The following is a 21,834-nucleotide window of genomic DNA, read 5'->3' as shown; positions in this document are numbered from 1 at the left end:
GATTTGGTCGGCAGCTTGCCGTGCACCAGCAGGTGGGCGATTTCCTCGAACTCGCAGGTCTCGGCGATGTCGAGGATGTCGTAGCCGCGGTAGTGCAGGTCGTTGCCAGTGCGGCCGACGGTGCACAGCGCGGTATTGCCGGCGGTCACGCCCGACAGGGCGACGGATTTCTTGGGCTTGGGAGTGACGAGCGGTTGCGCTTCGGACATCTGGGTCTCCTTTATGTGATGCCTGGTATTGCCTGTCTGTTGTCGTGCAAGCGGCCGGGACAAAGCCCGGCCGCGCGTGAGTCTTGCTTACTTGCCCTTGCCTTGTGCGAAGAGCGCGTCAAGCTTCTGCTCGAAGTCATGGTAGCCGATGCTCTCGTAGAGCTCGGCGCGGGTCTGCATGGTATCGACCACGTTCTTCTGCGTGCCGTCGCGGCGGATGGCCGCGTAGACGTTTTCCGCCGCCTTGTTCATGGCGCGGAAGGCCGACAGCGGGTACAGCACCATCGACACGCCGGCGCCGCCGAGTTCCTCGGTGGTGAACAGCGGCGTGGCGCCGAATTCGGTGATATTGGCCAGCACCGGCACCTTCACCGCATCGACAAACTTGCGGTACATGGCCAGGTCGGTCATGGCTTCCGGGAAGATGGCGTCGGCGCCGGCTTCCGCGCACGCGACGGCGCGCTCGATGGCCTTGTCCAGGCCTTCGACGGCGAGCGCGTCGGTGCGGGCCATGATGACGAAGTTCTCGTCGGTGCGGGCGTCGACGGCGGCCCGGATGCGGTCGACCATTTCACCCTGCGTGACGATTTCCTTGTTGGGACGGTGGCCGCAGCGCTTGGCGCCGACCTGGTCTTCGATGTGCATGGCCGCCGCGCCGAACTTGATCAGCGACTTGGTGGTGCGGGCCACGTTGAAGGCCGAGGCGCCGAAGCCGGTGTCGACGTCCACCAGCAGCGGCGTGTCGCACACGTCGGTGATGCGGCGGATATCGGTCAGCACGTCGTCCAGGTTCGAGATGCCCAGGTCCGGCAGGCCCAGCGAGCCGGCCGCAACGCCGCCGCCCGACAGGTAGATGGCCCGGTAGCCGGCGCGCTTGGCCAGCAGGGCATGGTTGGCATTGATGGTGCCGACTACCTGCAGCGGATGCTCGTCGGCAAGCGCCTGGCGGAAGCGGGCGCCAGCGGAGCGCGCGAGGTCGGAAGCGGAGTAGGTCATGGCGTATGCGTTGGTGAACAGGACGGGCCCAATACTGCAAGGGGTGTGCCAAGCCCTTGGACGGGATCTCGGAAAATCCGCCAGCCCTTGTCAGCGCTGGGCTGGCGGGCAGGGTGGCTGACCTCGCCGCCGATTTCATGTCATCTTTTCAGCACAATTGAATTTCAAAATCCCAAGTTTGGAATTCAAAGTTGAAATCCCGGGCTGCGTGGCGGACAATGTGCCAGCACTGTACGCCTGTTCGTCCCGGGTTTCATCACGCATTCCTTCTGCATTGCACCATGGCTCCTCCCGTTTCCACGCAAGCCCGTCCGCGCATCTGGGCCATCGGCATCAGCCGCCTGGCACGCGCCTTTGCCGACCTGATTCCGGCCTACGCCGACCGGGCCGAATTCCGCATCGTCGGCAAGGGTTTCGAGGCCGCCGCCAGCGCCGTGGCGCGCGAGGCGCGCGAGGGCCGGCTCGACGTGGTGGTGGCGGGCGGCTCCAACGGCGCCTACCTGCGCCAGCACGTGGACGTGCCGGTGGTGCTGGTCAAGGTCACGGGCTTTGACGTGATGAGCGCGCTGGCCACCGCGCGGCGCATCTCGCCGCGGGTGGCGCTGGTCACGCACGCGTCGACGTATGCCGAGGTGGATGAATTCGTGCGTGCGTTCTCGCTGTCGGTCCCGGCCTATACCTACCTGACCGAGGACGATGCCGTGGCGCGCGTGAAGGCGCTCAAGCAGGAGGGCATCCAGGTCGTGGTCGGCCCCGGCCTGGTGACCGACCTGGCCGACCGCTATGGCCTGACCGGCGTGTTCCTGTACTCCGGCAACTCGGTGCGCATGGCGCTCGAAGACGCGATCGAGGCTGCGCGCCTGCGCCGCATCGAGGCCACCCGGCGCGACTACGTCAACACCATCCTGGCGCACCTGAACGAGGGCGTGGCGGCCGTGGATGCCGAAGGGCGCATCCAGTCGTTCAACCCGGCGATGGAGCGTTTTCTCGGCACTTCCGTTGCTGCCGCGGTCGGGCGCAAGCTGCAGACGCTGGCGCCAAACCTGGCGCTCGAAGGCGTGATGCAGAGCGGCGACAAGGAGCTGGAAGCGATCCACAAGCTCGGCGACAAGATGGTGGTGGTCAACCGCATCCCCATCATCGGCGAGGCCGGGACCACCGGCGCGGTGCTGACCATCCAGGACGCCAGCGCGATCCAGCGCGTGGACCGCAACCTGCGCTCGCGCGCGCGCACGCGGCCAGCCGGGGTGCGCTACAGCCTGGACGACCTGGCCGGCACCTCCGCGGCCATGACCGAGCTGCGCGAGCTGGCGCGGCGCTATGCGGCGGTGGATTCCACCGTGCTGATCGGCGGCGAGAGCGGCACCGGCAAGGAGGTGCTGGCGCAGGGCATGCACGACGCCAGCCCGCGCCGCGCCTTCCCGTTCGTGGCGGTCAATTGCGCGGCCTTCCCCGAGGCGCTGCTGGAGAGCGAGCTGTTCGGCTATGAAGAGGGCGCCTTCACCGGCGCGCGCCGCGGCGGCAAGGCCGGCCTGTTCGAGTCGGCCCACAACGGCACGCTGTTCCTCGACGAGGTGGGCGACATGCCGTCCGCGCTGCAGACGCGCCTGCTGCGCGTGCTGCAGGAAAAGCAGGTGCTGCCGATCGGCGGGCTCGACGCGGTGCCGGTCAACGTGCGCGTGATCGGCGCCACCCACCGCGACCTGGCCGCGATGGTGCGCGATGGTTCCTTCCGGCAGGACCTGTACTACCGCCTCAATATCCTGCGCATCGAGATGCCGCCGCTGCGCGACCGCTCCGAAGACCTGCAGGAGCTGGCCGAGCTGCTGTACCGGCGCGCCCAGGAGCGCCTGGGCATGGACCGGCCGCAGCGCCTGCCCGCCGCGGCCCGCGCGCGGCTGGCGCGCTACCGCTGGCCGGGCAATATCCGCGAGCTGGAAAACGTGACCGAACGGATCGCCGTGCTGGTGGCCGGGCGCCGGCTGGACAGCGAGGCGCTGCAGCGCGAGCTGCAGGCGGCCGTGCCGGAGCTGTTCGGCGATGGCATGCTGGCGCCGGCCGAGGCCGAGGCCGACGCTGAGCCCGCCGCGCCGGCAACACGCCCGCGCCGTTCACTGGCCGGCGTGAAGCAGTCCAGCGAAGTCGAGCATATCCGGCGCGTGCTGGCCGAGTGCGGCGGCGACCGCGCCGCGGCCTGCCATATCCTTGGCATCAGCCCGACCACACTGTGGCGGCGGCTCAAGGCAGCGTGAACCGCGCTGGCATTTACCCGGCTGGGCCGGCGCGCCGGAACGGAATCGGCTGCAACCCCTTGCCCTCCAGCCAGGTTTCATTGAACAGCCGTGCCATGTACAGGTCGCCGCGGTCGCAGAGCAGCGTGACGATGGTATGGCCCGGCCCCATCTCGCGCGCCAGCGCCACCGCGGCGCCGACGTTGATTCCCGACGACCCGCCCAGGAACAAGCCCTCCTCGCGCAGCAGGCGGTAGACCATGTCCACGCAGGTCTGGTCGTCGATCCGCACCGCATCGTCGATGGGCGTGTCCTGCAGGTTGGCGGTGACGCGGCTGGTGCCGATGCCCTCGGTGATCGAACTGCCCTCGGCCTTGAGCTCGCGGTGTTTGACGAAGTTATAGAGAGCGCTGCCGTGCGGGTCGGCCAGCACGATGCGCACGCCGGGCTTGTGCTCTTTCAGGCAGCGCGCGATGCCGGCCAGCGAGCCGCCGGTGCCGGTCGAGCAGGTGAAGGCATCGATATGCCCGCCGGTGGCGTGCCAGATCTCGGGGCCGGTGGTCTCGTAGTGGGCCTGGCGGTTGGCCAGGTTGTCGAACTGGTTGGCCCAGATCGCGTTGTCGGTCTCGTCGGCCAGCCGGCCGGCAATCTTCTGGTAGTTGTCCGGATCGGCGTAAGGCTTGGCGGGCACCGCGCGGACCTCGGCGCCGAGCATGCGCAGCCGCTCCATTTTCTCGGGCGACTGCGTATCGGGTATCACGACGATGCAGCGGTAGCCGCGCGCCGCGCACAGGTGGGCCAGGCCGATGCCGGTATTGCCCGCGGTGCCTTCGATGACCGTGCCGCCGGGCGTCAGCAGGCCGCGCCGTTCGGCATCACGGATGATGTAGAGTGCCGCGCGGTCCTTGACCGAGCCGCCAGGATTGAGGAATTCCGCCTTGCCGTAGATATCGCAGCCGGTCTCGGCGCTCAGGCCGGCCAGCCGGATCAGCGGGGTGTGGCCGATGGTGCCGGCAAATCCATCCCTGACTTCCATGGTGCACTCCTGCCGTGCCCGCTGCGGGCGTCACATTGAGTGATAGATCGGTGCGGCGGGAATGACAAGCAGGGGGATGGCCGAAAGTGATCGGGATTGCCCGTGGCCGGGCGGATCAGGCGGCGTTGAGCCAGCGGAAACTGAAATCGCCTTCGACGAAATCCGCGCGCGATGCGTGGAAATCGCGCATATAGGGCCGGTTCAGGTGCGATTCGAGCGCGCGCTTGGAGTCCCAGACCATGTAGATCACGAATACCCGCGCATCTTCGGCGTCTTGCCCGACGTGGTAGTCCAGGCAGCCGGGCTCGGTCAGCCCGCGCGAGCGCAGCGTGGTGAGCTGGGATACCAGCGCCTCGCGGCGGTGGGTCTTGGCACGGGCGATGCCGACTAGCGTGTACGTTCCGGACATGGGTGAACGGGGGCGACTGGCTGGCGTCTGTGAGCACTGGGCAGGCCATTGTAGCGCCGGCGGTACCGCCCCCGGCAATGCCCGAGGACGCCGTCCGGGCATTCGGGCAGCGCTTGACAAGGGCGGGCAGCACGGTTCTCCCCGCAACGGGGGCTAAAGTCCTGCCGGCGGCTGCCGATATCCGGATCGAAAACAAGAAAACCATCATCCGAGGGGGTAGCGCATGTTGAGACGCATACGGTCGGAACAACTGCAGGTCGGGATGTTTGTCGCCAGGCTTGGCGGCCCGTGGATCAGCCATCCGTTCTGGCGCGCCAGGTTCCTGGTCGCCAATGAGGAGCAGGTTCGGCAGATACAGTCGGCAGGGGTGCAGGAGGTCTGGATCGACATCCTGAAGGGCCGCAACGTAGCAGCGCCGGACACGCCGGAAATGCCCGGACCGGTCCCGCAGTCCGCGCCCGACCCCATGGACCCGGCCACCGCACCGCCACCCGCCGCCACCCTTGATGCCGAGATTGTCCGCGCGCGCGAGCTGCTGCAATCCGGCAAGGCCGTGATCGGCTCGATGTTCGCCGACATCCGCATGGGCCGGGCGCTGGAGGTCAACGGCGCGCTGCTGCTGGTCGATTCCGCCTCACGCTCGCTGTCGCGCCATGGGCAGGCGTTGCTGGCGCTGGCGCGGCTCAAGGCGCGTGGCGACGAAAACTACCTGCACGCCTTCGCCGTCTGCGCGCTGATGATCGCCGTCGGCCGCACGCTGGGCCTGCCCGACGACGAGGTGCGCGAGCTCGGCCTGGCCGGCCTGGTCCACGACATCGGCAAGCTGACGCTGCCCGATACTCCGGTGCACAAGGCCAGCGAACGCACGCCCGAGGAAGAGGAGATCTACCGCCGGCACCCTTCGGCTGGCTACCGCATCCTGAACGAGGCCCGGCTCTATTCGAACATCCCGCTCGATGTCTGCGTCCACCATCACGAACGCGTGGACGGGCGCGGCTTCCCCTACGGCCTGGCGGGGAGCGAACTGAGCGTGCACGCCAAGATCGGCGCAATCTGCGATGCCTATGACTCGCTCACTTCCAGCCGCCCGGGCCACCAGCCGTGGTCGCCGGCCCGCGCCATGGAATACATGGCCGTGCGTGTCGACACGCTGTTCGACCGGCGCGTGTTCAAGGCCTTCACCCGCACCGTCGGCATCTACCCGCTCGGCACCGTGCTGCGGCTGCGTTCGAACCGGCTGGCGGTGGTCTGCGCGCAGAACGAGGCCGATCCGCTGCGGCCGAAGGTGATGGCGTTCTATTCCGTGTCGCAGTCAAGGCCGACTCCCACCGAACTGATCGACCTGCGCCACAGCGACGAAACGGTGGTGGCGTTCGAGAATGCCGCTGACTGGGGGTATGCGGATGAGCAGCTGATGGAGATGTATGCGGCGGCGGCATGAACCGGGGGGCAAGTCTTCAGCCCGCCACCCATTCCCCTTGCCTGAGCCGCTCATACAGGAAATCGCCCAGCACCCGCACGCGCGCGCTGTGCCTGAGATCCGGATGCGTCAGCACCCATAAATCGGTATCCATGGCTACATCGACTGGCGCCAGCCGCACCAGCTCTGGGTCGGCCCCGGCCAGCAGGCACAGCAGCATGCCGGCGCCCATGCCGTGCCGCACGGCATCCGCCATCGCCACCAGGCTGTCGGCGCTGACGGCGCGGCGGGGTTCGGGCACGTGGTCGCGTATCCAGCGCGCCTGGGCAAGGTGTGACAGCGCTTCGTCCGGCACGACCCAGTCATAGGCCGACCAGTCCGCCAGCCGCGGATGGTCGGCTTCCGTTGGCAGGCCGAGCTGCTGCAGGTAGCGCCGCGCCGCGTATGGTGCCGTCTGCAGCCGCCCGATACGGCGGCCCACCAGGTACTCCGGCGGCGCATTCGCCGGCCGGATCGCCACATCGGCCTCGCGCCGGCTCAGGCTCAGGAAGCTGTTGTTGACGACGATCTGCAGCTGGATGCGCGGGTGCATCGACCTGAATTCCGCAAACAGGGGCATCAGCAGTCCACCCAGCAGCGTGTCGGTCGTGGTCACGCGCAACGGGCCGCTCAGCTGGCTGTCGAGGCCGGACAGCTGGCGCTGGGCCGCATCGATCTGCTCGCCGACGCCGGCCAGGCGGTGCGCCAGGGCCTCGCCGGCGGCGGTCATGGCGTAGCCGGTGGCATGGCGTTCGAAGAGCAGGGTGCCCAGGGTCTCTTCCAGCCGCGCCAGCCGGCGCAGCACCGTGGAATGGTTGACATGCAGGGCGCGCGCGGCGCCGGCGAGCGAGCCGGACTGGCCCACGGCAAGGAAATACTTCAGGTCGTCCCAGTCTGCTTCCTGCATGTTTGCATAGCCCCTTTGCGGAATTCGCCAGTTCTCGTGCTGATCTGCACAGCCTACAGTGGCGTGGCGTGCCCGGCAATGGGTGTCGGGCCGCAGACCTGGACGAAAGACATGGCAATGGCGTGGATGCTGCTGGTGCTGGCGGGCCTGATCGAGATCGTGATGGCGCTGGCGCTCAAACATACCGACGGCTGGACGCGGCCCGGGCCGACGGCACTGGGCATCGGGGCGGCGCTGGCCAGCATCTTCCTGCTCAGCGCGGCGCTGCGGCACCTGCCGGTCGGGACTGCGTACGCAATCTGGACCGGGATCGGGGCGATCGGGGTGACGGTGGTTGGCATCCTGTTCCTGGGCGAAAGCGCGGCGCCGATGCGGCTGGTGTTGATCGGGCTGATCTTCGTCGGGATTGGCGGCTTGAAGCTGCTGCCGGCCTGAGCCCCGGCCCTGGCCGTGCCGCGCTCAGGCGTGTTGTGCCCCAAGGCTGGCGCCCGGCCTGAGCACCTCGCGGGCGATGATCAGCTGCTGCACTTCGGTGGCGCCTTCGCAGATGCGCAAGGCGCGGATCTCACGATAGAGGCTTTCCAGCCTGGAAGCCCCAGCTGATGGGGCGCGTCAACGAAGAGCAGCGGGCCCGCCTAACGACATGATCCAGTTGCGCGACCGCTAAGAAAAGCTGTTCGTGCGGCAGATCACCCAGCCTGGAGCCAATCGTCTGCCTTGCACTTAAGCCGCCCCATTCTTAGGTGCAGGCCAGGGTGTCCTCAAGGAAATCGAGGCGATCCTGGCCCCAGAACACTTCTCCACGGTAGACGTATGCAGGCGAGCCGAAGACACCGGCTGAGATAGCGTTGTCGGTGTATTGTCTGTACTCCGCTTTGATTACTGGAGATGCGGCTTGGCAGAGAAGCGCCTCGCCATCCAAGTCCAGCGAGCGGGCGATGGTTTGCAGCGTCTCTGGTGAGGAGATGTCCTGGTCCTCCAACCATTCGGCATGAAGAATCGCTTGGGCCAAGGTGCCTTCGCAAAGTCCCGCGTGCTTCGCAGAAATGACCATGCACGAAGCGAGATCACCGTTTGGGCACATGTATCTAGGCTGCGGATTGACCGGAATCCCTAGCCGCTTGCACCAACGGGCGAGTTCGGTGATCCGGTAAGCCTGCCTTTCCTGAGAGCGCTGCCCAAGCAAAATGCCCCCCGTCTGCGAGTAAACGTACGGCAGGTCCACAGGCATATAGTTGATCGCGGCGCCTTGGCGTTTGGCAAGTTCCACAAGACGGCCGTGTCCGAGATAGGCCCAGTCCGAATTGATCCAAAAGTAATAGTCAATTGCCTTGGTCATTGCTCAGTTGCCTTCATGCGAGATACACAGAAGATCGACAAGCACCCCAGGGCAGTGAGGTAGCCGGCGAGATACAGCGGACTACCTTGGCCGAGCTTAAGCAGCCAGGTCGCCACCAGCGGGGCCAGTCCGCCACCGATAGCACCCGAGACTTGCACGGCAAGGGAAATACCACTGTAGCGAACTTCCGGGGGAAATTGCACAGAAAATAGGCTACCTTCGGGGCCGTACAGCATGGCGTAGATAAGGCCGATGGCGATCACCATGGCGAGATATACCGCGCCGACGCTTCCCGAGCCAAGAAGCTTAAAAAACGCGAACCCGAAGAGGCAAATTCCGACCGATCCGACCACAAAGATCTTCCTATGCCCGATCTTATCCCCGAGCAAGCCAGTGAGAGGCATTGTGAACAGTGCGACGGCAGCACCCGCGATCACGGCATTCAGCATCATCGTCTTGGGTAAGCCAAGTGTTACCGTACCGTAGGTCAGGGCAAAGGTAGCGACCGTGTAGAACCACGTGACTTCCGCCATCCGCGCGCCTGATACCTTGAGCAACGACAACCAGTGGTGTTTGACGACATGGACCACCGGCACCTCGACCTCATGGCCTCTTTGCTTGACCTTTTCAAAGTCAGGGGACTCGGCGACGCGGATGCGGATGAACCATCCGACAGCCAGAAGCAACACACTGGCCAGGAACGGAAGGCGCCAGCCCCAACTCAACATATCCGCCTCAGGCAGTCTCGCAACGCTTGCCATTGCCAACGATGAGAGGATAAGGCCAGGAGCGACGCCGGTTTGAGGAAGGCTACCGAAGAAGCCTTTCTTACCTTCGGGGGCATGTTCCACGGCCATGAGAACGGCGCCGCCCCATTCGCCACCGACGGCGAGCCCCTGGAGAAGGCGCATCAATACGAGGATCACGGCGGCCCAGTAACCAATTTGCTCATAGGTCGGAATGAGGCCGATGATGATGGTCGGGATACCCATCATCATCAACGTGATCAGCAGCATGGATTTTCGCCCAACCTTGTCACCAAAGTGGCCGAAGACAATGCCTCCAAGGGGCCGGGCGAAGAAGCCGACGGAGTAGGTCGCGAACGCGGCGAGGGTCCCGCTGATCGGATCGAAGCTGGGAAAGAAGATCTTGTTGAAAATTAACGCGGCGGCAGTTCCGTAAATGAAGAAGTCGTACCACTCGATAGTCGTGCCGAGCATGCTGGCAATGCCTGCGACGGTGTGCTGCTTGGCCGTCCCGGCATTTGCGCTGGCGATGCCTGCTTGTGAATTGGCGGGATACATAGAATGCCTCTGTGACTTGCTTGATGGGGGCGATGTGCTCGAGCGTGGTCACTCAAATGCACGCTTCTTTGCTGGGGGGATATGTACTGCGCCGGTGGTGGTCGATGTTTGCCTTACGGGGTTATTCATTGCGTCTCCGGTGGTGACTAGCGGCATCTGTGCGTGCCAATCTCGGTATGACCCTGTCCCGCTTCCGAAGGACCAGCCGCTCGCTACCGAAAAAAATCGGGTTGGCTGGTAGTGCCAGTCGGGCCAAGATGGCCATGGGAACACTTGCCACCTTTGCTAACGGGGCAAAATCATGCTGGAGGTCGTCGGCTCGTCTTTTGGGACCGAAGGCTGAAGGTGGTGCGACTCAACGCTCCGTCTGACGGCACCAGTAATCAAAAGTACCGTTGACGATCGAAGGCTTGAGCAGGTAGTCGTGAGCTTCACGGGCGAGATCGTCGGGTAGCGAGGTAAGCGGCCCGAAGGTGCGGGCGCGCACCTGCATGCGGGCAGCGCGCTCCATGTAGACAGAAAGATAGGTCGCTTCTTGCACGCTACAGCCGGTGCTCAACTGACCGTGGCTGGCCAGCAGGATCGAGCGGTTGCTGCCCAGAGCGCCGGATATGATCACGCCCTCCTGGTCAGCGATGGGAACGCCAGGCCATTCCGCAAGGAACGCGCAATCGTTGTGAAACGGCGTCATGTCCATTTGCGAGACGATTAGCGGTTGCTTGGCCGCGGCAAGTGCCGACACATACGGAGAATGCGTATGAATGATGCTATGGGTGTTGGGGCGATCGGCATAAACCCACAGATGGAACCGCGTTGCCGGATTAGCCATCCCAGTGCCGCTGAGGGTATTCAGGTCTTGGTCGACTTCTATAAAGTCGGCTTCGGTGGCTTCGTCAAAACCCAGACCGAAGCGCAGGGTCCAGTAGGCGCCTGGGCGCTCCGAGCGTGCACTGATCTGGCCAGCCAAGCCAGCTTCCTGCCCGGTCATGGCCAGGATGCGGCAAGCATAGGCCAGCGTTTGCTGCAGCGTGCGCTTGCGAGGCTTGAGATGGGCACGCATCTCCTGCGTTGCGCGTTCGTCGAAGTATTCCTTAGAGCGAAGTTCCATTTTGTTTCCAGTCGTATTGGTTGCCGGGCGTAGACTGGGCCCGGCGACTCCAGAACGCCTCTGCTGCCCCCCGTGGGGAGCACACTTTGGCGCCATCCCGACTTGGCCGGTGGGATGTCGGTACGACTGGATTATGGGAAGTCAGAAGGGGCTGAGATAGCGCGGAGCGCTCATACTTCCTATGACTGGGCGTACTACCTCAGACTGTTTGAGCGATCTTCAGCATGTGTTTTATCAGCGCTGTTTGAGCTCTTTCTCGCTTGGTAATGGCGACAACGCGCCGACTGAGACGAGGGTTTATTATGCGCACTCGTGACAGCCCATAGTTCTCGAGCAGTTGCGTCGGTACTCGGTCTGGCAAAACGCACTGACCGCCGGTTGATGCGACGAGCCTGAGCATCGCATCGACCGTGTCCACTTCCGCCACGACATTTGTGTCCAATCTCTTCCTGTGCAGCATTCGTCTTAGCGCATAGTGCTCAGGAAAAGCGACAAGCGGTACTCTTTGCGCCTCTAGGTCGACCCCTTCGAGTGCGGCCAAGGGCGAATTTTGGCTGACGATCAACGTCATGACATCGTCGAATAGCGGCACGATTTCCACGGCATCCGAGGCTACCGCTACGTCGTAAACAAAGCCTATATCCGCTTTGCCCGTCTCCACCAGCTCTACAACTTCCGGTGAACTCCGCCCCATGAGCGAGACGTTGGCATTTGGGCGCTGGCTCATGAATCGGGAGACAACATCTGGCATGAAGTAGTAGCTGAGGGTATGAATAACAGCCACTCGGAGGTTGCCTTGGCTGACTCCCTGCTCCTCGCACAACTGGAGAATCGTATTGTCGATAACGTCATATGCGGTCTGGGCGGCAGCCTGCAGTTTGTGGCCTGCGTCAGTAAGGGCGACCCCGCGCCCGTGGCGTTCGCACAATTTTTGACCTACTGCTGCCTCGAGGTGGGCCAGCTGACGGCTTAAGCCGGATTGGGTTAGACCAAGCGTCATTGCAGCGCCTGAAATGGAGCGGGCCTGCGCTATCGCCAGGAATAGCCTTATCTGAGCATCTAAAGCCTTCATAATTTTGGGGGTGTCCCTCTTCGGCTAGTTATGACGTTCAACCGTTCCGCCATTTCGAACCGACGTGGCTTCAGCGCTTTCCCGGTCGGAGCCCGCCATCCACCAGACTTTGGGCGTCAATGGATCCCGCTGTGGAGATCTTGCTGGATCCATCGCTCAACAGGCATCCGGCATTAACGCAAGTTCCGCACCATATGTGTATTGGTACTATGCCCGGTTTGATAGTCGACGACGGCGATGTATCCCGGCATGTTCCATTCCTTGCCGTTCGATCCGATCAAGGACTTCGTGCCAGTCGGCATCTTCGTCATTGCGCCGATGGTAGTGGTCGGGCCCGGCTCGCCCATCGCCAGCTTCAAGGGCATGCGCGCGAACGCCTCTGCCTTGCGGCCGTGCAGCAGCGCATGCATGCCTACTGCGTCGAGCCGAGCAAGCTGACGGGGGGCCGCGAGACACGCCGTGTGCGGGGCGATTCGCGGTGCCGGTAGAGGCGGAACGAGCAGGGTGTCAGGCGCGTTTTGTACACTATCAGGTCGATTCACCCGGCTGCAGACGCCCCCCTATGAGTTTCGATGCCCTGCTGGAGTTGTTCCAGCAACGTATTCCAGCCCATCCGTGGGCCCAGATTGCCTCGTACCTGCTGGTGCTGGTGCTGATCGCCGTGGTCGCGCAGTGGCTGTTCGGCCACGTGATGTCGCGCATCGCCCATCGCTTGCTGACGGTCTGGGGCAAGGCGCCCTGGAGCAAGGCGCTGACGCGATATCGTGCCTATCGGCGCTTCGGCTATGCGGTCGGGTTCGGGGTGATCACCGTCGGCATCGGCGAAGTGCCGCACATGGGCCGCTATGCGCTGGCCATCGAGCGCCTGGCCCATGCCGGCCTGTGGATCTGCTTCTTCCTGATGCTTGGCGGCGTGCTGAGTGCCTGGCAGGACGTATACGCCAGCAGCCGCCAGGCGCAGACGCGCTCGATCAAGGGCTATATCCAGGTGGGGCGCCTCGGGCTGGGGCTGGTGTGCTCGGTGCTGGTGCTGTCGATCCTGATCAACCGCTCGCCGCTGTGGATGCTGTCTGGCCTGGGCGCGCTGTCGGCGGTGCTGCTGCTGGTGTTCAAGGACACGCTGCTGTCGCTGGTGGCCAGTACTCAGCTGACCTCCAACGACATGCTGCGCATCGGCGACTGGATCGAGATGCCCCAGTGCAATGCCGACGGCTACGTCAAGGACATCGCGCTGCATACCGTCAAGGTGCAGAACTGGGACAACACCGTGACCACGGTGCCGACCTACAAGCTGTTCTCCGAGAGCTACCGCAACTACCGGCAGATGTTCGAATCCGGCGCGCGGCGCATCAAGCGCACGTTGCGGCTGGATGCGGGCAGCGTGCGCTTCCTGGAGGACCGGGAAGTGCAGGCGCTGATGCGCTTCCGGCTGCTGCACGACTACCTGGAGGAGAAGCAGGCCGAGGTCGACGAGGCCAACCGCCTGCTGATTGCCGCCGGCAATGACCCGGTCAACCGGCGCCGGCTGACCAATGTCGGCACCTTCCGCGCCTATGGCATTGCCTACCTGAAGGCGCACCCGGAGATCCACCACGATCTGCTGCTGAACGTGCGCATGATGGAGCCCGATTCGCAGGGCATCCCCGTGGAGATCTATTGCTTTACCGCGCTGACCGCGTGGATGGACTATGAGCGCATCCAGGGCGATGTCTTCGACCACCTGCTGGCGATCCTGCCCGAGCTGGGCCTGCGCCTGTACCAGGCGCCTTCAGGCGCGGACCTGACCGGCGTGCGCATCTCGCCGGTGCTGGCCGCGGCGCAGGTGGCGGCGGCACAGGCCGCCGTCCATCATGCGCCTGCCCACGGCGCCGCCGCGAGCAGCCATCCGATCTGAGCTGCGCCTGACGCTCAGCCGACCGCGCGCGGACGCACGCGGCTGGCGGCTTCCTTGGCGCGGGTGCGGGCGGTGTCGACATCGTCGGCGTACGCCAGCGCCACGCCCATGCGGCGCTTGACGAAGCTCTCGGGCTTGCCGAACAGGCGCACCTCGGTCTGCGGCACGCTCAGTGCCTGGTCCACGCCATCGAAGACCACCCCCTGGGCATCCACGCCGCCGTAGATCACGGCGCTGGCGCCGGGGCTGCGCAGCGTGGTGTCGACCGGCAGGCCCAGGATGGCGCGGGCATGCAGCTCGAACTCGTTCTGCCATTGCGTGGCCATGGTGACCATGCCGGTGTCGTGCGGGCGCGGGCTGACTTCGCTGAACCAGACCTGCTCGCCCTTGACGAACAGCTCCACGCCGAACAGGCCCATGCCGCCCAGGTCTGCCGTGACCGCCTGCGCGATGCGCTGGGCGGTTTCCAGCGCGGCGGGGTGCATTGGCTGCGGCTGCCAGCTTTCGACGTAGTCGCCGCTGACCTGGACGTGGCCGATCGGAGCGCAGAACTGCGTTTCCACCTGGCCGCTGGCGCCCATGGCGCGCACGGTCAGCAGCGTGATCTCGTAGTCGAAATCGATAAAGCCTTCCACGATCACGCGGCCGTGGCTGACGCGGCCGCCGGCCATGGCGTAGTCCCAGGCCGCCTTGACGCCCTCGGGGCCGTCGATCTTGCTCTGGCCCTTGCCGGAGCTGCTCATCACCGGCTTGACCACGCACGGGTAGCCGATGCCGCCGTCGATGGCAGCCTGCAGTTCATCCAGCGAATCGCAGAACTTGTACGGGCTGGTGGGCAGGCCGAGCGATTCGGCGGCCAGGCGGCGGATGCCTTCGCGGTCCATGGTCAGGCGCGCGGCGCGGGCGGTGGGGATCACACGCACGGTGCCGGCGGCTTCCAGGGTTTCCAGCATGGGCGTGGCGATGGCCTCGATCTCGGGCACGACCAGGTGCGGCTTTTCCGCCTCGATCAGCGCCTTGAGCTGGTCCGGGTCGCTCATGGCGATGGTGCGCGCGTGGTGGGCTACCTGCTGGCCGGGGGCATTGTCATAGCGGTCGACGGCGATGGTTTCCACGCCCAGGCGCTGCAATGCAATCAGCACTTCCTTGCCCAGCTCGCCGGAGCCGAGCAGCATCACTTTGGTGGCAGAGGGGGAGAGAGGCGTTCCGAGTGTGGTCATGGCAGCGGATGGGGCGGGAAGGAAAGCCGAGATTGTACGTGTTAGGGGACTGTCTTTGGCGCCGGCGAGCGCGCATATTGGTATGGGCCAGGGAAGGGCGCCTGGCGCGCGTGCCACCCAATTCAGCGACGAACCATAAAAAAACCCGCGCGGGGGCGGGCTTGAAAAGGCCTGAGGATCCAAGACCGGACCGCTCAGTGTTCATGCTAGGTGCTAAGCGCGCGCTCCGCATCCCCCGTTCGGGGCGGCCCGGCACAGTGTTTCAGGACGTGGCCATCAGCGGCGGGCGCCGCCGCGTGGCCACGGCAAATGCAATTTGCGCCAGACCCGCGGCCAGCCCCAGCGTCACGCCGACCTGCCACGCCACGGTGTAGGAACCCAGCGCGTCGTAGACCAGCCCACCGCCAAAGGCGCCGAAAAAGCTGCCGATCTGGTGGCTGAAGAACGCCACGCCGCCCAGCATGGCCTGCCAGCGCAGGCCGAAGGTCTCGGCGATCCAGCCCGATACCAGCGGCGCCACGCCCAGCCACAGGAAGCCCATTACCGCGGCGAACACCAGCGTGCTCTGCGGCGTGGGCGCGGACGTGAAGTACCAGGTCAGCGCCAGCGAGCGAATCGTATAGATGCCGCCCAGCAGCATCAGCTTGTTGAAGCGGCCGCCGGCCCAGCCGAAGAAGATGCTGCCCAGCACGTTGAAGCCGCCGATCACGCCCAGCGCCTGCGCGCTCAGCATCGGGTCCATGCCGCACACGTCCAGATACGACGGCAGGTGCGTGGTCAGGAAGACCAGCTGCATGCCGCAGACGAAATACGCCAGCGCCATCACCACGAACGGCGCGTGCCGCAGCGCGGTGCCCAGCGCTTCACGCGCGCTGTCCTGGCCGCGCCCTGCGGGCGACACCAGCGGCAGCCGGTCCACGCGCCCGGCAAACCACGCCGCGGGCAGCATCACCAGCGCCAGCAGCACGAACGCTGCCAGCCCGGCGCGCCAGCCGTAGGCCTGCGTCACCATCTGCCCGATCGGCGCCGCCAGCAGCGCGCCCAGCGAGCCCGCGCCAGACACCAGCCCCAGCACCGTGCTGCGCAGCGCCGCCGACACCGGCCGCGCCGCCACCGCCATCGCCAGGGCGCTGCCGGTGCAGGCCATCGACGCGCCGATGGCCACGCCCGCGCCCAGCGTGACGCCGACCATGCTGTGCGCGGTCGCCAGCAGCACCAGTCCGGTCACATAGAGCAGCGAGCCGGCCAGCATCAGCGGCCGGAAGCCGATCCGCGTGGCCCAGGCCCCGGCCAGCGGCTGCAGCAGGCCCCACGCCAGGTTCTGTACCGCGATGGCGATGGTGAAATCCGATACCGAGATGCCGATGTCCCGCGTCAGCGGCGGCATGAAGATGCCAAGGCTCTGGCGCAGGCCCATGGCCAGGCTGAGCATCACGGAGGCGCCGATCAGGATCGGCAAGGCCGGGCGCAGGGCTTCGTAGCGGGAAGGCGCGGTGGGGGTAGGCACGGTGTGGTCTCGTCGCTTGTCGTTATCGTTGTGAGCCCCGGGGCGCTTTCCATGTCTTTACATTTAAGCGTGCGCTGAATATACCGCAGGGTAGGGCGAGCGTATGCGCCAGGCCCAACCGTGTCAATTTGGCTTTGGGCGGGTCCGCCTTCCGCTTTGCCAAAGGCGGCCCCACACCTCGCTAGTCCAGACTGACCTTGGATGCCCGGATGGTCTCGCCCCAGCGCTTGATGTCGCCGCTGACCAGCGCGGCGAACTTCGGCTGCGGTTCGCCGCCAGGGATACCGCCCATGTCGCGGAACCTGGCCACCACCTCGGGGTCGCGCATGGCCTTGCCCAGCGCTTCCTGCAGCGTGGCGGCAATGGCCGGCGGGGTCCTGGCCGGCGCAAAGAAGCCCAGCCAGCCCATCACCACGAAATCCTTCACGCCGGCCTGCGCCATCGTCGGCACGTCCGGCAGTGCCGGCAGGCGTTCGGCGCTGGTCACCGCAAGCGCGCGCAGCTTGCCGGCGCGGATCTGCGGCAGCGCCTGCGTCAGGTTGTCGAACATGAAGGTGGTTTCGCCCGCCAGCACCGAGGTGGTGGCGGGTGTCGACCCCTTGTATGGCACGTGAATTACTTCGGTGCCAGTGCGCAGCCGGAACAGTTCCGCCGTCAGGTGCGTGGTCTGCCCGATGCCGGCCGAGGCGTAGGAATACTTCCCCGGGGACTGCTTGAGCTGCGCCACCAGCTCGGACACGCTGCGCACCGGCGCCTGCGCGCCGACCACCAGCACGTTGGCGAACGAGATCAGGTCCGTCAGCGGCATGAAGTCCTGTGGCTGGTAGGACAACTGCTTGTAGGCGCTGTAGTTGATTGCGTGCGAGCCGGTATTGCCGACCAGCAGCGTGTAGCCGTCCGGCGCCGCGCGCATGAAGGCCTGCGTGCCGATGATGCCGCCGCTGCCGGGCTTGTTGTCGACCACCACCGGCTGGCCCAGGATGGCCGACAGCTTCTGCGCCACCAGGCGCGTCGGGATGTCGGTGGTGCCGCCCGGCGCGCCGGGCACGATGATGGTGATGGGGCGCTCAGGCCAGGACGCGGCGCTGGCGGGCAGCGGCAGCGTGGCGGCGGCGGTCGCCAGCAGCAGGGCCGCGGACGTGTTGAACAGCGATTCTGGCAGCTTGTGTTTCATGGGTCTCCTCCATGTTCTGGTCTGTGTGCTGCTTGGCATGTGCGAACGGCCGGCTTGCGGCCGGCCGTTCTCTAGCCCAGGGCGGATGACATCGATGCCCTCGGTCTGGCGTGGGCCATCACTTGCCCGTCCACACCGGCCTGCGCTTCTCGGCGAATGCGGCGGCACCCTCGCGGGCATCGGCCGAGGTGAACACCGGCGCCAGCAGCGGGCGCTGGCGCTCGAACATCTCCTCGGCGCTCCAGTCGGCGGACTCGGCCACGATCTGCTTGCTGACCGCAACCGCCAGCGGGCCGTTGGCGCCGATCTCTTCGGCCAGCGCCAGCGCGCCTGCCAGCGCCTGGCCTGGTTCGGTCAGGCGGTTGATCAGGCCATAGGCGTGGGCCTGTTCGGCGCCCAGCATATTGCCGGTCAGCGCGTATTCCATGGCGATGTGGTACGGCACGCGGCGCGGCAGGCGCATCAGGCCGCCGGCGCCGGCCACCAGCCCGCGCTTGACTTCAGGCAGGCCGAACCTGGCCGCGTTCGACGACACGATCAGGTCGCACGCCAGCGCCAGCTCGAAGCCGCCGGCCAGCGCATAGCCTTCGACGGCGGCGATCAGCACCTTGCGCGGCGGCTTCTCGGTCAGCCCGCCAAAGCCGCGGCCAGGCAGGCTGGGACGCTTGCCTTCCAGGAAGCCCTTCAGGTCCATGCCCGAGCAGAAGGTGCCGCCCGCGCCGGTCAGGATGGCCACGCTCAGGTCGTCGCGGCTTTCCAGCTGGTCGATGGCGGCGGCCAGCGCGGTCGCGGTCTCGAAGTCCATGGCGTTTTTCGCCTGGGGCCGGTTCATGGTGATCAGCAGCGTATTGCCGCGGGTTTCCAGTTGCAGCGTGTCGCTCATGCGGGATTCCTTGTCAGAAGTCGGTATCGGTGCAGCGCGCGGCTCAGCGCGGTGCCATGCGGATGGCGCCGTCCAGGCGGATGGTTTCGCCGTTGAGCATGGGGTTCTCCAGGATGTGCAGCGCGGTGGACGCGTATTCATCCGGTGCGCCCAGGCGGGGCGGGTGCGGCACCATGGCGCCGAGCGAGGCGCGCACGTTCTCCGGCAGCTTGGCCAGCAGCGGGGTGTCGAACAGTCCCGGGGCGATGGTGCAGACGCGGATCGCGCGCTGTGCCAGGTCGCGCGCGGCCACCAGGGTCATGCCGACGATGCCGGCCTTGGCCGAGGCATAGGGAATCTGGCCGATCTGGCCTTCGTAGGCGGCCACCGACGCGGTCAGCACGCACGCGCCGCGCTCGCCGTCGATCAGTTCGTTCTTGGCCATGCGCGCGGCCCCCAGGCGCAGCGCGTTGAAGGTGCCGATCAGGTTGATGCGCACGATCGACTCGTACTTTTCCAGCGAACCCGGCGAGCCGTCCTTCTCGACCACGCGCACCGGGCCGCCCAGGCCGGCGCAATGGATCAGCGCGCGCAGCGGGGCAATGGCTTCGGCGGCGTCGTAGACGGCGTTCATCTGGTCGGTGTCGGTCACGTCGGCCTTGAGGAAGCGGACCTTGCCGCTGAACTCGTCGACCGCGGCATTGCCGCGCTCTTCCGACAGGTCGGCGATCACGACGTCGACGCCGCGTTCCACCAGGCGCCGCACGCAGGCCAGGCCCAGGCCGGAAGCGCCGCCGGTCACGACGGCGGACATATTGGTCAGTTTCATGCTGTGTCTCCTTGACTGGATGTCTGGTTCAGGCGCCGCTTACAGGCGCTCGATGATGGTGGCGTTGGCCATGCCGCCGGCCTCGCACATCGACTGCAGGCCATAGCGCTGGCCGCTGTCTTCCAGTGCATGCAGCATGGTGGTCATCAGCCGCACGCCGGAGGCGCCCAGCGGATGGCCCAGCGCAATGGCGCCGCCGCGCGGGTTCAGGCGTGCCGGGTCGGCGCCGAGCGCGCGCTGCCAGGCCAGCGGCACGCAGGCAAAGGCTTCGTTGATCTCGTAGTGGTCGATCTGGTCCAGCTTCAGGCCGCTCTTCTTGATCGCGCGCTGGCTGGCGGGGATCGGGGCGGTCAGCATCATGACCGGATCGTCGCCGCACACGTCGAACGCCACGAAGCGAGCGCGCGGCTTCAGGCCCAGGCGCTGCGCCATGGATTCGCTCATCAGCAGCATGGCGGAGGCGCCGTCACTGATCTGCGAGGCATTGCCCGCGGTCACGTTCCAGCCGATCTGCGGGAAGCGGGCGCTGAGTTCGTCATTGCGGAACGAGGCCTGCAGCGTGCCCAGCTTCTCCACCGAGGTGCCCGGGCGGATGGTTTCATCCTGCTCGACCAGCCCGTTGGGCGTGCTGATGCCCAGGATCTCGCGGCGGAAGGCACCGCTTTCGCGCGCGGTGGCGGCCAGCTCGTGCGAGCGGGCCGAATAGCTGTCCATGTCGTGGCGCGACAGTTCGTACTTGGCGGCCACCAGCTCGGCCGCAACACCCTGTGACACCAAACCCGGCGCATAGCGCGCTTCCATCGACGGGCCGTACGGGTTCTGGCCAATGCGGGCCGAGCCCATCGGCACACGGCTCATCGACTCGATGCCGCAGGCGATGACGATGTCATAGGCGCCGGCCATGATGCCCTGCGCGGCGAAATGCACCGCCTGCTGGCTGGAGCCGCACTTGCGGTCGATGGTGGTGGCCGGCACGTGATCAGGAAAGCCTGCCGCCAGCCACGCCACCCGGCCCGGGCCGGCGGACTGCTCGCCCGCCTGGGTCACACAGCCGGTGATGACGTCGTCGACCAAACCCGGGTCCAGCTTGTTGCGCTCGACCAGGCCCTTGATGACCTGGGCCAGCAACTCGGTGGCATGGAGTTCGGTAAAGGCCGAGCCTGGCTTGGAGCGGCCCATCGGGCTGCGGATGGCGTCGACGATGACGGCTTGTTGCATGCGGTGTCTCCTGAAAAGGCTGAACGTTGCGAGTCGTGGCTGGGATATTGAGACGTCTGTACCGAAATGTGATCGTCCAATACGATGAATTGGGATTCTGGCTTCGGAAAAGCGTCGTGTAAACCCAAATAACCCGGTTTGACTTTGGAAAAAACGAAGGGCAACATCCGGGTTTTGAGACGCACGTATCAAAAAACCTTGAATCAAGGCAATAACATGACGAATGCACCACACGCCTCCCTGACCCCGCCGCCCGCCGATGCCGACGGCGAGGCGCGCCTTGTCAGCGCGCTGGCGCGGGGCATTTCGATCCTCAACTGCTTTTCCCCGACGGTGCAGGAGCTCAGCAGCCGCGAACTGATGGAGCGCACCGGCCTGGCCAAGCCGACCCTGTTCCGGCTGCTCGACACCCTGTGCGAACTGGGCCTGCTGCACTATTCGGAGCGCTTGTCGCGCTACGTGCCCGGGGTCGGGCTGATCAACCTGGCCGCACCCGCGCTGGCACGCATGACGATCCGCCAGCTGGCGCGGCCGGCCATGCAGGAGCTGGCGGACCACATCGCCGGGCAGGTGGAGCTGATCGTCGGCAGCGGCAATGCGCTGACCTACGTCGAAATCGCCCAGGGCGTGGGCAGTCATGTGTTCCGGCCCGAGGTCGGCACGCGCGTGTCGGTCTCGCGCACGGGTTCCGGACGCGGCTACCTGATGCTGTTGACCGAGGCCGAGCGCGAGGCGTACCTCGCCCAGCTCCGCGCTGCCGATCCGCAGCGCGCCGACTGGCTGCAGGAGCGCCTGGCCGATGCCGCCCGCGACCTGCAAGACCACGGCTTCTGCCGCGGCCACCGCGACCTGCACCGCGAGGTGGAGTCGGTTGCCGTGCCGATGCGCACCCGCCGCGACGGCGAGGCGTGGATCTTTGCCGCCTCGGTGCCGGTATTCAGCCAGCAGAGCAAGCAGATGGAGGAAGACATCGGCCCGCGCCTGGTGAGCCTGGTGCGCAATGTAGAGGGAGCGCTGGGCGTGGCAGGCTGAGCGGCACAGCAGTCCGCCTGACGCTCAG

At 65.9% G+C, this 21,834-nt stretch carries 21 protein-coding genes and 1 pseudogene; 5 read left to right on the top strand and 17 right to left on the bottom strand.

Features of this window, described 5'->3' with window-relative positions; translation table 11 throughout:
* Together AC1Q6V_RS33400 and prpB are read right to left on the bottom strand one after the other, a co-directional pair.
* A partial coding sequence (locus AC1Q6V_RS33400; RefSeq protein WP_492316563.1) for a citrate/2-methylcitrate synthase occupies positions 1-209 on the bottom strand: 209 nt, incomplete at its 3' end.
* 87 nt (positions 210-296) lie between these two features.
* Positions 297-1,205 carry a methylisocitrate lyase gene (prpB, locus tag AC1Q6V_RS33395; protein ID WP_010812107.1) on the bottom strand — a complete coding sequence of 303 codons (909 nt, stop codon included), beginning with the start codon at positions 1,203-1,205 and terminating at the stop codon, positions 297-299.
* A gap of 281 nt (positions 1,206-1,486) precedes the next feature.
* Here prpB and prpR point away from each other — a divergent pair, with 281 nt between their 5' ends.
* Positions 1,487-3,457: a propionate catabolism operon regulatory protein PrpR gene (gene prpR / locus AC1Q6V_RS33390; RefSeq protein WP_454750681.1), complete on the top strand. Its 1,971-nt coding sequence runs from the start codon at positions 1,487-1,489 to the stop codon at positions 3,455-3,457.
* 13 nt (positions 3,458-3,470) lie between these two features.
* On the opposite strand, the gene AC1Q6V_RS33385 is transcribed toward prpR, so the two are convergent.
* Both AC1Q6V_RS33385 and AC1Q6V_RS33380 read right to left on the bottom strand, forming a co-directional pair.
* A complete protein-coding gene (locus tag AC1Q6V_RS33385) occupies positions 3,471-4,472 on the bottom strand; it encodes a cysteine synthase A (RefSeq protein ID WP_010812105.1) in 1,002 nt (333 codons plus the stop codon).
* Between the two features lie 115 nt (positions 4,473-4,587).
* Positions 4,588-4,881 (bottom strand): putative quinol monooxygenase, encoded by a 294-nt coding sequence (locus tag AC1Q6V_RS33380; RefSeq protein ID WP_010812104.1) that lies wholly within the window; start codon positions 4,879-4,881, stop codon positions 4,588-4,590.
* Positions 4,882-5,104: 223 nt separating this feature from the next.
* Between AC1Q6V_RS33380 and AC1Q6V_RS33375 the strand changes: the two genes are divergently transcribed.
* On the top strand, positions 5,105-6,322 hold the full coding sequence (locus AC1Q6V_RS33375) for an HD-GYP domain-containing protein (protein ID WP_037024475.1): 1,218 nt from the start codon (positions 5,105-5,107) through the stop codon (positions 6,320-6,322).
* A gap of 16 nt (positions 6,323-6,338) precedes the next feature.
* Here AC1Q6V_RS33375 and AC1Q6V_RS33370 read toward each other — a convergent pair whose 3' ends face one another.
* Complete coding sequence (locus AC1Q6V_RS33370; RefSeq protein WP_010812102.1) at positions 6,339-7,247, bottom strand: LysR family transcriptional regulator; 909 nt, start codon at positions 7,245-7,247, stop codon at positions 6,339-6,341.
* Between the two features lie 117 nt (positions 7,248-7,364).
* Here AC1Q6V_RS33370 and AC1Q6V_RS33365 point away from each other — a divergent pair, with 117 nt between their 5' ends.
* Positions 7,365-7,682 carry a DMT family transporter gene (locus AC1Q6V_RS33365; RefSeq protein WP_010812101.1) on the top strand — a complete coding sequence of 106 codons (318 nt, stop codon included), beginning with the start codon at positions 7,365-7,367 and terminating at the stop codon, positions 7,680-7,682.
* A gap of 24 nt (positions 7,683-7,706) precedes the next feature.
* On the opposite strand, the pseudogene AC1Q6V_RS33360 reads toward AC1Q6V_RS33365, so the two are convergent.
* From AC1Q6V_RS33360 to AC1Q6V_RS33335, 6 genes and pseudogenes are all read right to left on the bottom strand, one after another.
* Positions 7,707-7,832, bottom strand: a pseudogene (locus AC1Q6V_RS33360) (acyl-CoA dehydrogenase family protein); the annotation flags it as partial.
* Positions 7,833-7,986: 154 nt separating this feature from the next.
* Complete coding sequence (locus AC1Q6V_RS33355) at positions 7,987-8,586, bottom strand: 2-hydroxychromene-2-carboxylate isomerase (RefSeq protein WP_011615384.1); 600 nt, start codon at positions 8,584-8,586, stop codon at positions 7,987-7,989.
* Positions 8,583-9,890 (bottom strand): MFS transporter, encoded by a 1,308-nt coding sequence (locus AC1Q6V_RS33350; RefSeq protein WP_011615383.1) that lies wholly within the window; start codon positions 9,888-9,890, stop codon positions 8,583-8,585. The genes AC1Q6V_RS33355 and AC1Q6V_RS33350 overlap by 4 nt, the downstream gene beginning before the upstream one ends.
* 355 nt (positions 9,891-10,245) lie before the next feature.
* The gene (locus AC1Q6V_RS33345; protein WP_010812098.1) at positions 10,246-10,998 is read right to left on the bottom strand and encodes an aldolase; all 753 of its coding nucleotides are present in this window, start codon (positions 10,996-10,998) and stop codon (positions 10,246-10,248) included.
* Between the two features lie 199 nt (positions 10,999-11,197).
* The gene (locus AC1Q6V_RS33340; RefSeq protein ID WP_058698774.1) at positions 11,198-12,070 is read right to left on the bottom strand and encodes a LysR family transcriptional regulator; all 873 of its coding nucleotides are present in this window, start codon (positions 12,068-12,070) and stop codon (positions 11,198-11,200) included.
* A 173-nt stretch (positions 12,071-12,243) separates the two neighbouring features.
* Positions 12,244-12,480: a hypothetical protein gene (locus AC1Q6V_RS33335; RefSeq protein WP_439671755.1), complete on the bottom strand. Its 237-nt coding sequence runs from the start codon at positions 12,478-12,480 to the stop codon at positions 12,244-12,246.
* Positions 12,481-12,632: 152 nt separating this feature from the next.
* Between AC1Q6V_RS33335 and AC1Q6V_RS33330 the strand changes: the two genes are divergently transcribed.
* Complete coding sequence (locus AC1Q6V_RS33330; RefSeq protein WP_010812095.1) at positions 12,633-13,964, top strand: mechanosensitive ion channel family protein; 1,332 nt, start codon at positions 12,633-12,635, stop codon at positions 13,962-13,964.
* Between the two features lie 14 nt (positions 13,965-13,978).
* On the opposite strand, the gene purT is transcribed toward AC1Q6V_RS33330, so the two are convergent.
* The 6 genes from purT to AC1Q6V_RS33300 all read right to left on the bottom strand — a co-directional run bounded on the left by purT (position 13,979) and on the right by AC1Q6V_RS33300 (position 20,774).
* Complete coding sequence (gene purT, locus AC1Q6V_RS33325; protein ID WP_010812094.1) at positions 13,979-15,184, bottom strand: formate-dependent phosphoribosylglycinamide formyltransferase; 1,206 nt, start codon at positions 15,182-15,184, stop codon at positions 13,979-13,981.
* A gap of 262 nt (positions 15,185-15,446) precedes the next feature.
* A complete protein-coding gene (locus tag AC1Q6V_RS33320; protein WP_010812093.1) occupies positions 15,447-16,691 on the bottom strand; it encodes an MFS transporter in 1,245 nt (414 codons plus the stop codon).
* 181 nt (positions 16,692-16,872) lie between these two features.
* Positions 16,873-17,865 (bottom strand): Bug family tripartite tricarboxylate transporter substrate binding protein, encoded by a 993-nt coding sequence (locus AC1Q6V_RS33315; protein WP_011615377.1) that lies wholly within the window; start codon positions 17,863-17,865, stop codon positions 16,873-16,875.
* Between the two features lie 118 nt (positions 17,866-17,983).
* Positions 17,984-18,748 carry a crotonase/enoyl-CoA hydratase family protein gene (locus AC1Q6V_RS33310; protein ID WP_011615376.1) on the bottom strand — a complete coding sequence of 255 codons (765 nt, stop codon included), beginning with the start codon at positions 18,746-18,748 and terminating at the stop codon, positions 17,984-17,986.
* 43 nt (positions 18,749-18,791) lie between these two features.
* Positions 18,792-19,556: an SDR family NAD(P)-dependent oxidoreductase gene (locus AC1Q6V_RS33305; protein WP_010812090.1), complete on the bottom strand. Its 765-nt coding sequence runs from the start codon at positions 19,554-19,556 to the stop codon at positions 18,792-18,794.
* 39 nt (positions 19,557-19,595) lie between these two features.
* Complete coding sequence (locus tag AC1Q6V_RS33300) at positions 19,596-20,774, bottom strand: thiolase family protein (protein ID WP_010812089.1); 1,179 nt, start codon at positions 20,772-20,774, stop codon at positions 19,596-19,598.
* 216 nt (positions 20,775-20,990) lie between these two features.
* Here AC1Q6V_RS33300 and AC1Q6V_RS33295 point away from each other — a divergent pair, with 216 nt between their 5' ends.
* Positions 20,991-21,806, top strand: a complete 816-nt coding sequence (locus AC1Q6V_RS33295; protein WP_010812088.1) for an IclR family transcriptional regulator — start codon at positions 20,991-20,993, stop codon at positions 21,804-21,806.
* Positions 21,807-21,834: the final 28 nt, after the last annotated feature.

The organism is Cupriavidus sp. GW823-FHT07B10, from assembly GCF_058794355.1.
Note: the sequence above shows the minus strand (reverse complement) of the source record. Positions and strands in the feature narration are given on the sequence as shown.

Bases quoted from the DNA above. Each gene is read 5' to 3' on its own strand.
- AC1Q6V_RS33380 (WP_010812104.1), bottom strand. From the start codon at position 4,881: ATGTCCGGAACGTACACGCTAGTCGGCATCGCCCGTGCCAAGACCCAC.
- AC1Q6V_RS33350 (WP_011615383.1), bottom strand. From the start codon at position 9,890: ATGTATCCCGCCAATTCACAAGCAGGCATCGCCAGCGCAAATGCCGGG.
- AC1Q6V_RS33305 (WP_010812090.1), bottom strand. From the start codon at position 19,556: ATGAAACTGACCAATATGTCCGCCGTCGTGACCGGCGGCGCTTCCGGC.
- AC1Q6V_RS33315 (WP_011615377.1), bottom strand. From the start codon at position 17,865: ATGAAACACAAGCTGCCAGAATCGCTGTTCAACACGTCCGCGGCCCTG.
- AC1Q6V_RS33335 (WP_439671755.1), bottom strand. From the start codon at position 12,480: ATGCATGCGCTGCTGCACGGCCGCAAGGCAGAGGCGTTCGCGCGCATG.
- AC1Q6V_RS33330 (WP_010812095.1), top strand. From the start codon at position 12,633: ATGAGTTTCGATGCCCTGCTGGAGTTGTTCCAGCAACGTATTCCAGCC.
- AC1Q6V_RS33340 (WP_058698774.1), bottom strand. From the start codon at position 12,070: ATGAAGGCTTTAGATGCTCAGATAAGGCTATTCCTGGCGATAGCGCAG.
- AC1Q6V_RS33310 (WP_011615376.1), bottom strand. From the start codon at position 18,748: ATGAGCGACACGCTGCAACTGGAAACCCGCGGCAATACGCTGCTGATC.
- AC1Q6V_RS33300 (WP_010812089.1), bottom strand. From the start codon at position 20,774: ATGCAACAAGCCGTCATCGTCGACGCCATCCGCAGCCCGATGGGCCGC.
- AC1Q6V_RS33355 (WP_011615384.1), bottom strand. From the start codon at position 8,586: ATGACCAAGGCAATTGACTATTACTTTTGGATCAATTCGGACTGGGCC.
- purT (WP_010812094.1), bottom strand. From the start codon at position 15,184: ATGACCACACTCGGAACGCCTCTCTCCCCCTCTGCCACCAAAGTGATG.
- AC1Q6V_RS33365 (WP_010812101.1), top strand. From the start codon at position 7,365: ATGGCGTGGATGCTGCTGGTGCTGGCGGGCCTGATCGAGATCGTGATG.
- AC1Q6V_RS33370 (WP_010812102.1), bottom strand. From the start codon at position 7,247: ATGCAGGAAGCAGACTGGGACGACCTGAAGTATTTCCTTGCCGTGGGC.
- prpB (WP_010812107.1), bottom strand. From the start codon at position 1,205: ATGACCTACTCCGCTTCCGACCTCGCGCGCTCCGCTGGCGCCCGCTTC.
- AC1Q6V_RS33385 (WP_010812105.1), bottom strand. From the start codon at position 4,472: ATGGAAGTCAGGGATGGATTTGCCGGCACCATCGGCCACACCCCGCTG.
- prpR (WP_454750681.1), top strand. From the start codon at position 1,487: ATGGCTCCTCCCGTTTCCACGCAAGCCCGTCCGCGCATCTGGGCCATC.
- AC1Q6V_RS33345 (WP_010812098.1), bottom strand. From the start codon at position 10,998: ATGGAACTTCGCTCTAAGGAATACTTCGACGAACGCGCAACGCAGGAG.
- AC1Q6V_RS33375 (WP_037024475.1), top strand. From the start codon at position 5,105: ATGTTGAGACGCATACGGTCGGAACAACTGCAGGTCGGGATGTTTGTC.
- AC1Q6V_RS33295 (WP_010812088.1), top strand. From the start codon at position 20,991: ATGACGAATGCACCACACGCCTCCCTGACCCCGCCGCCCGCCGATGCC.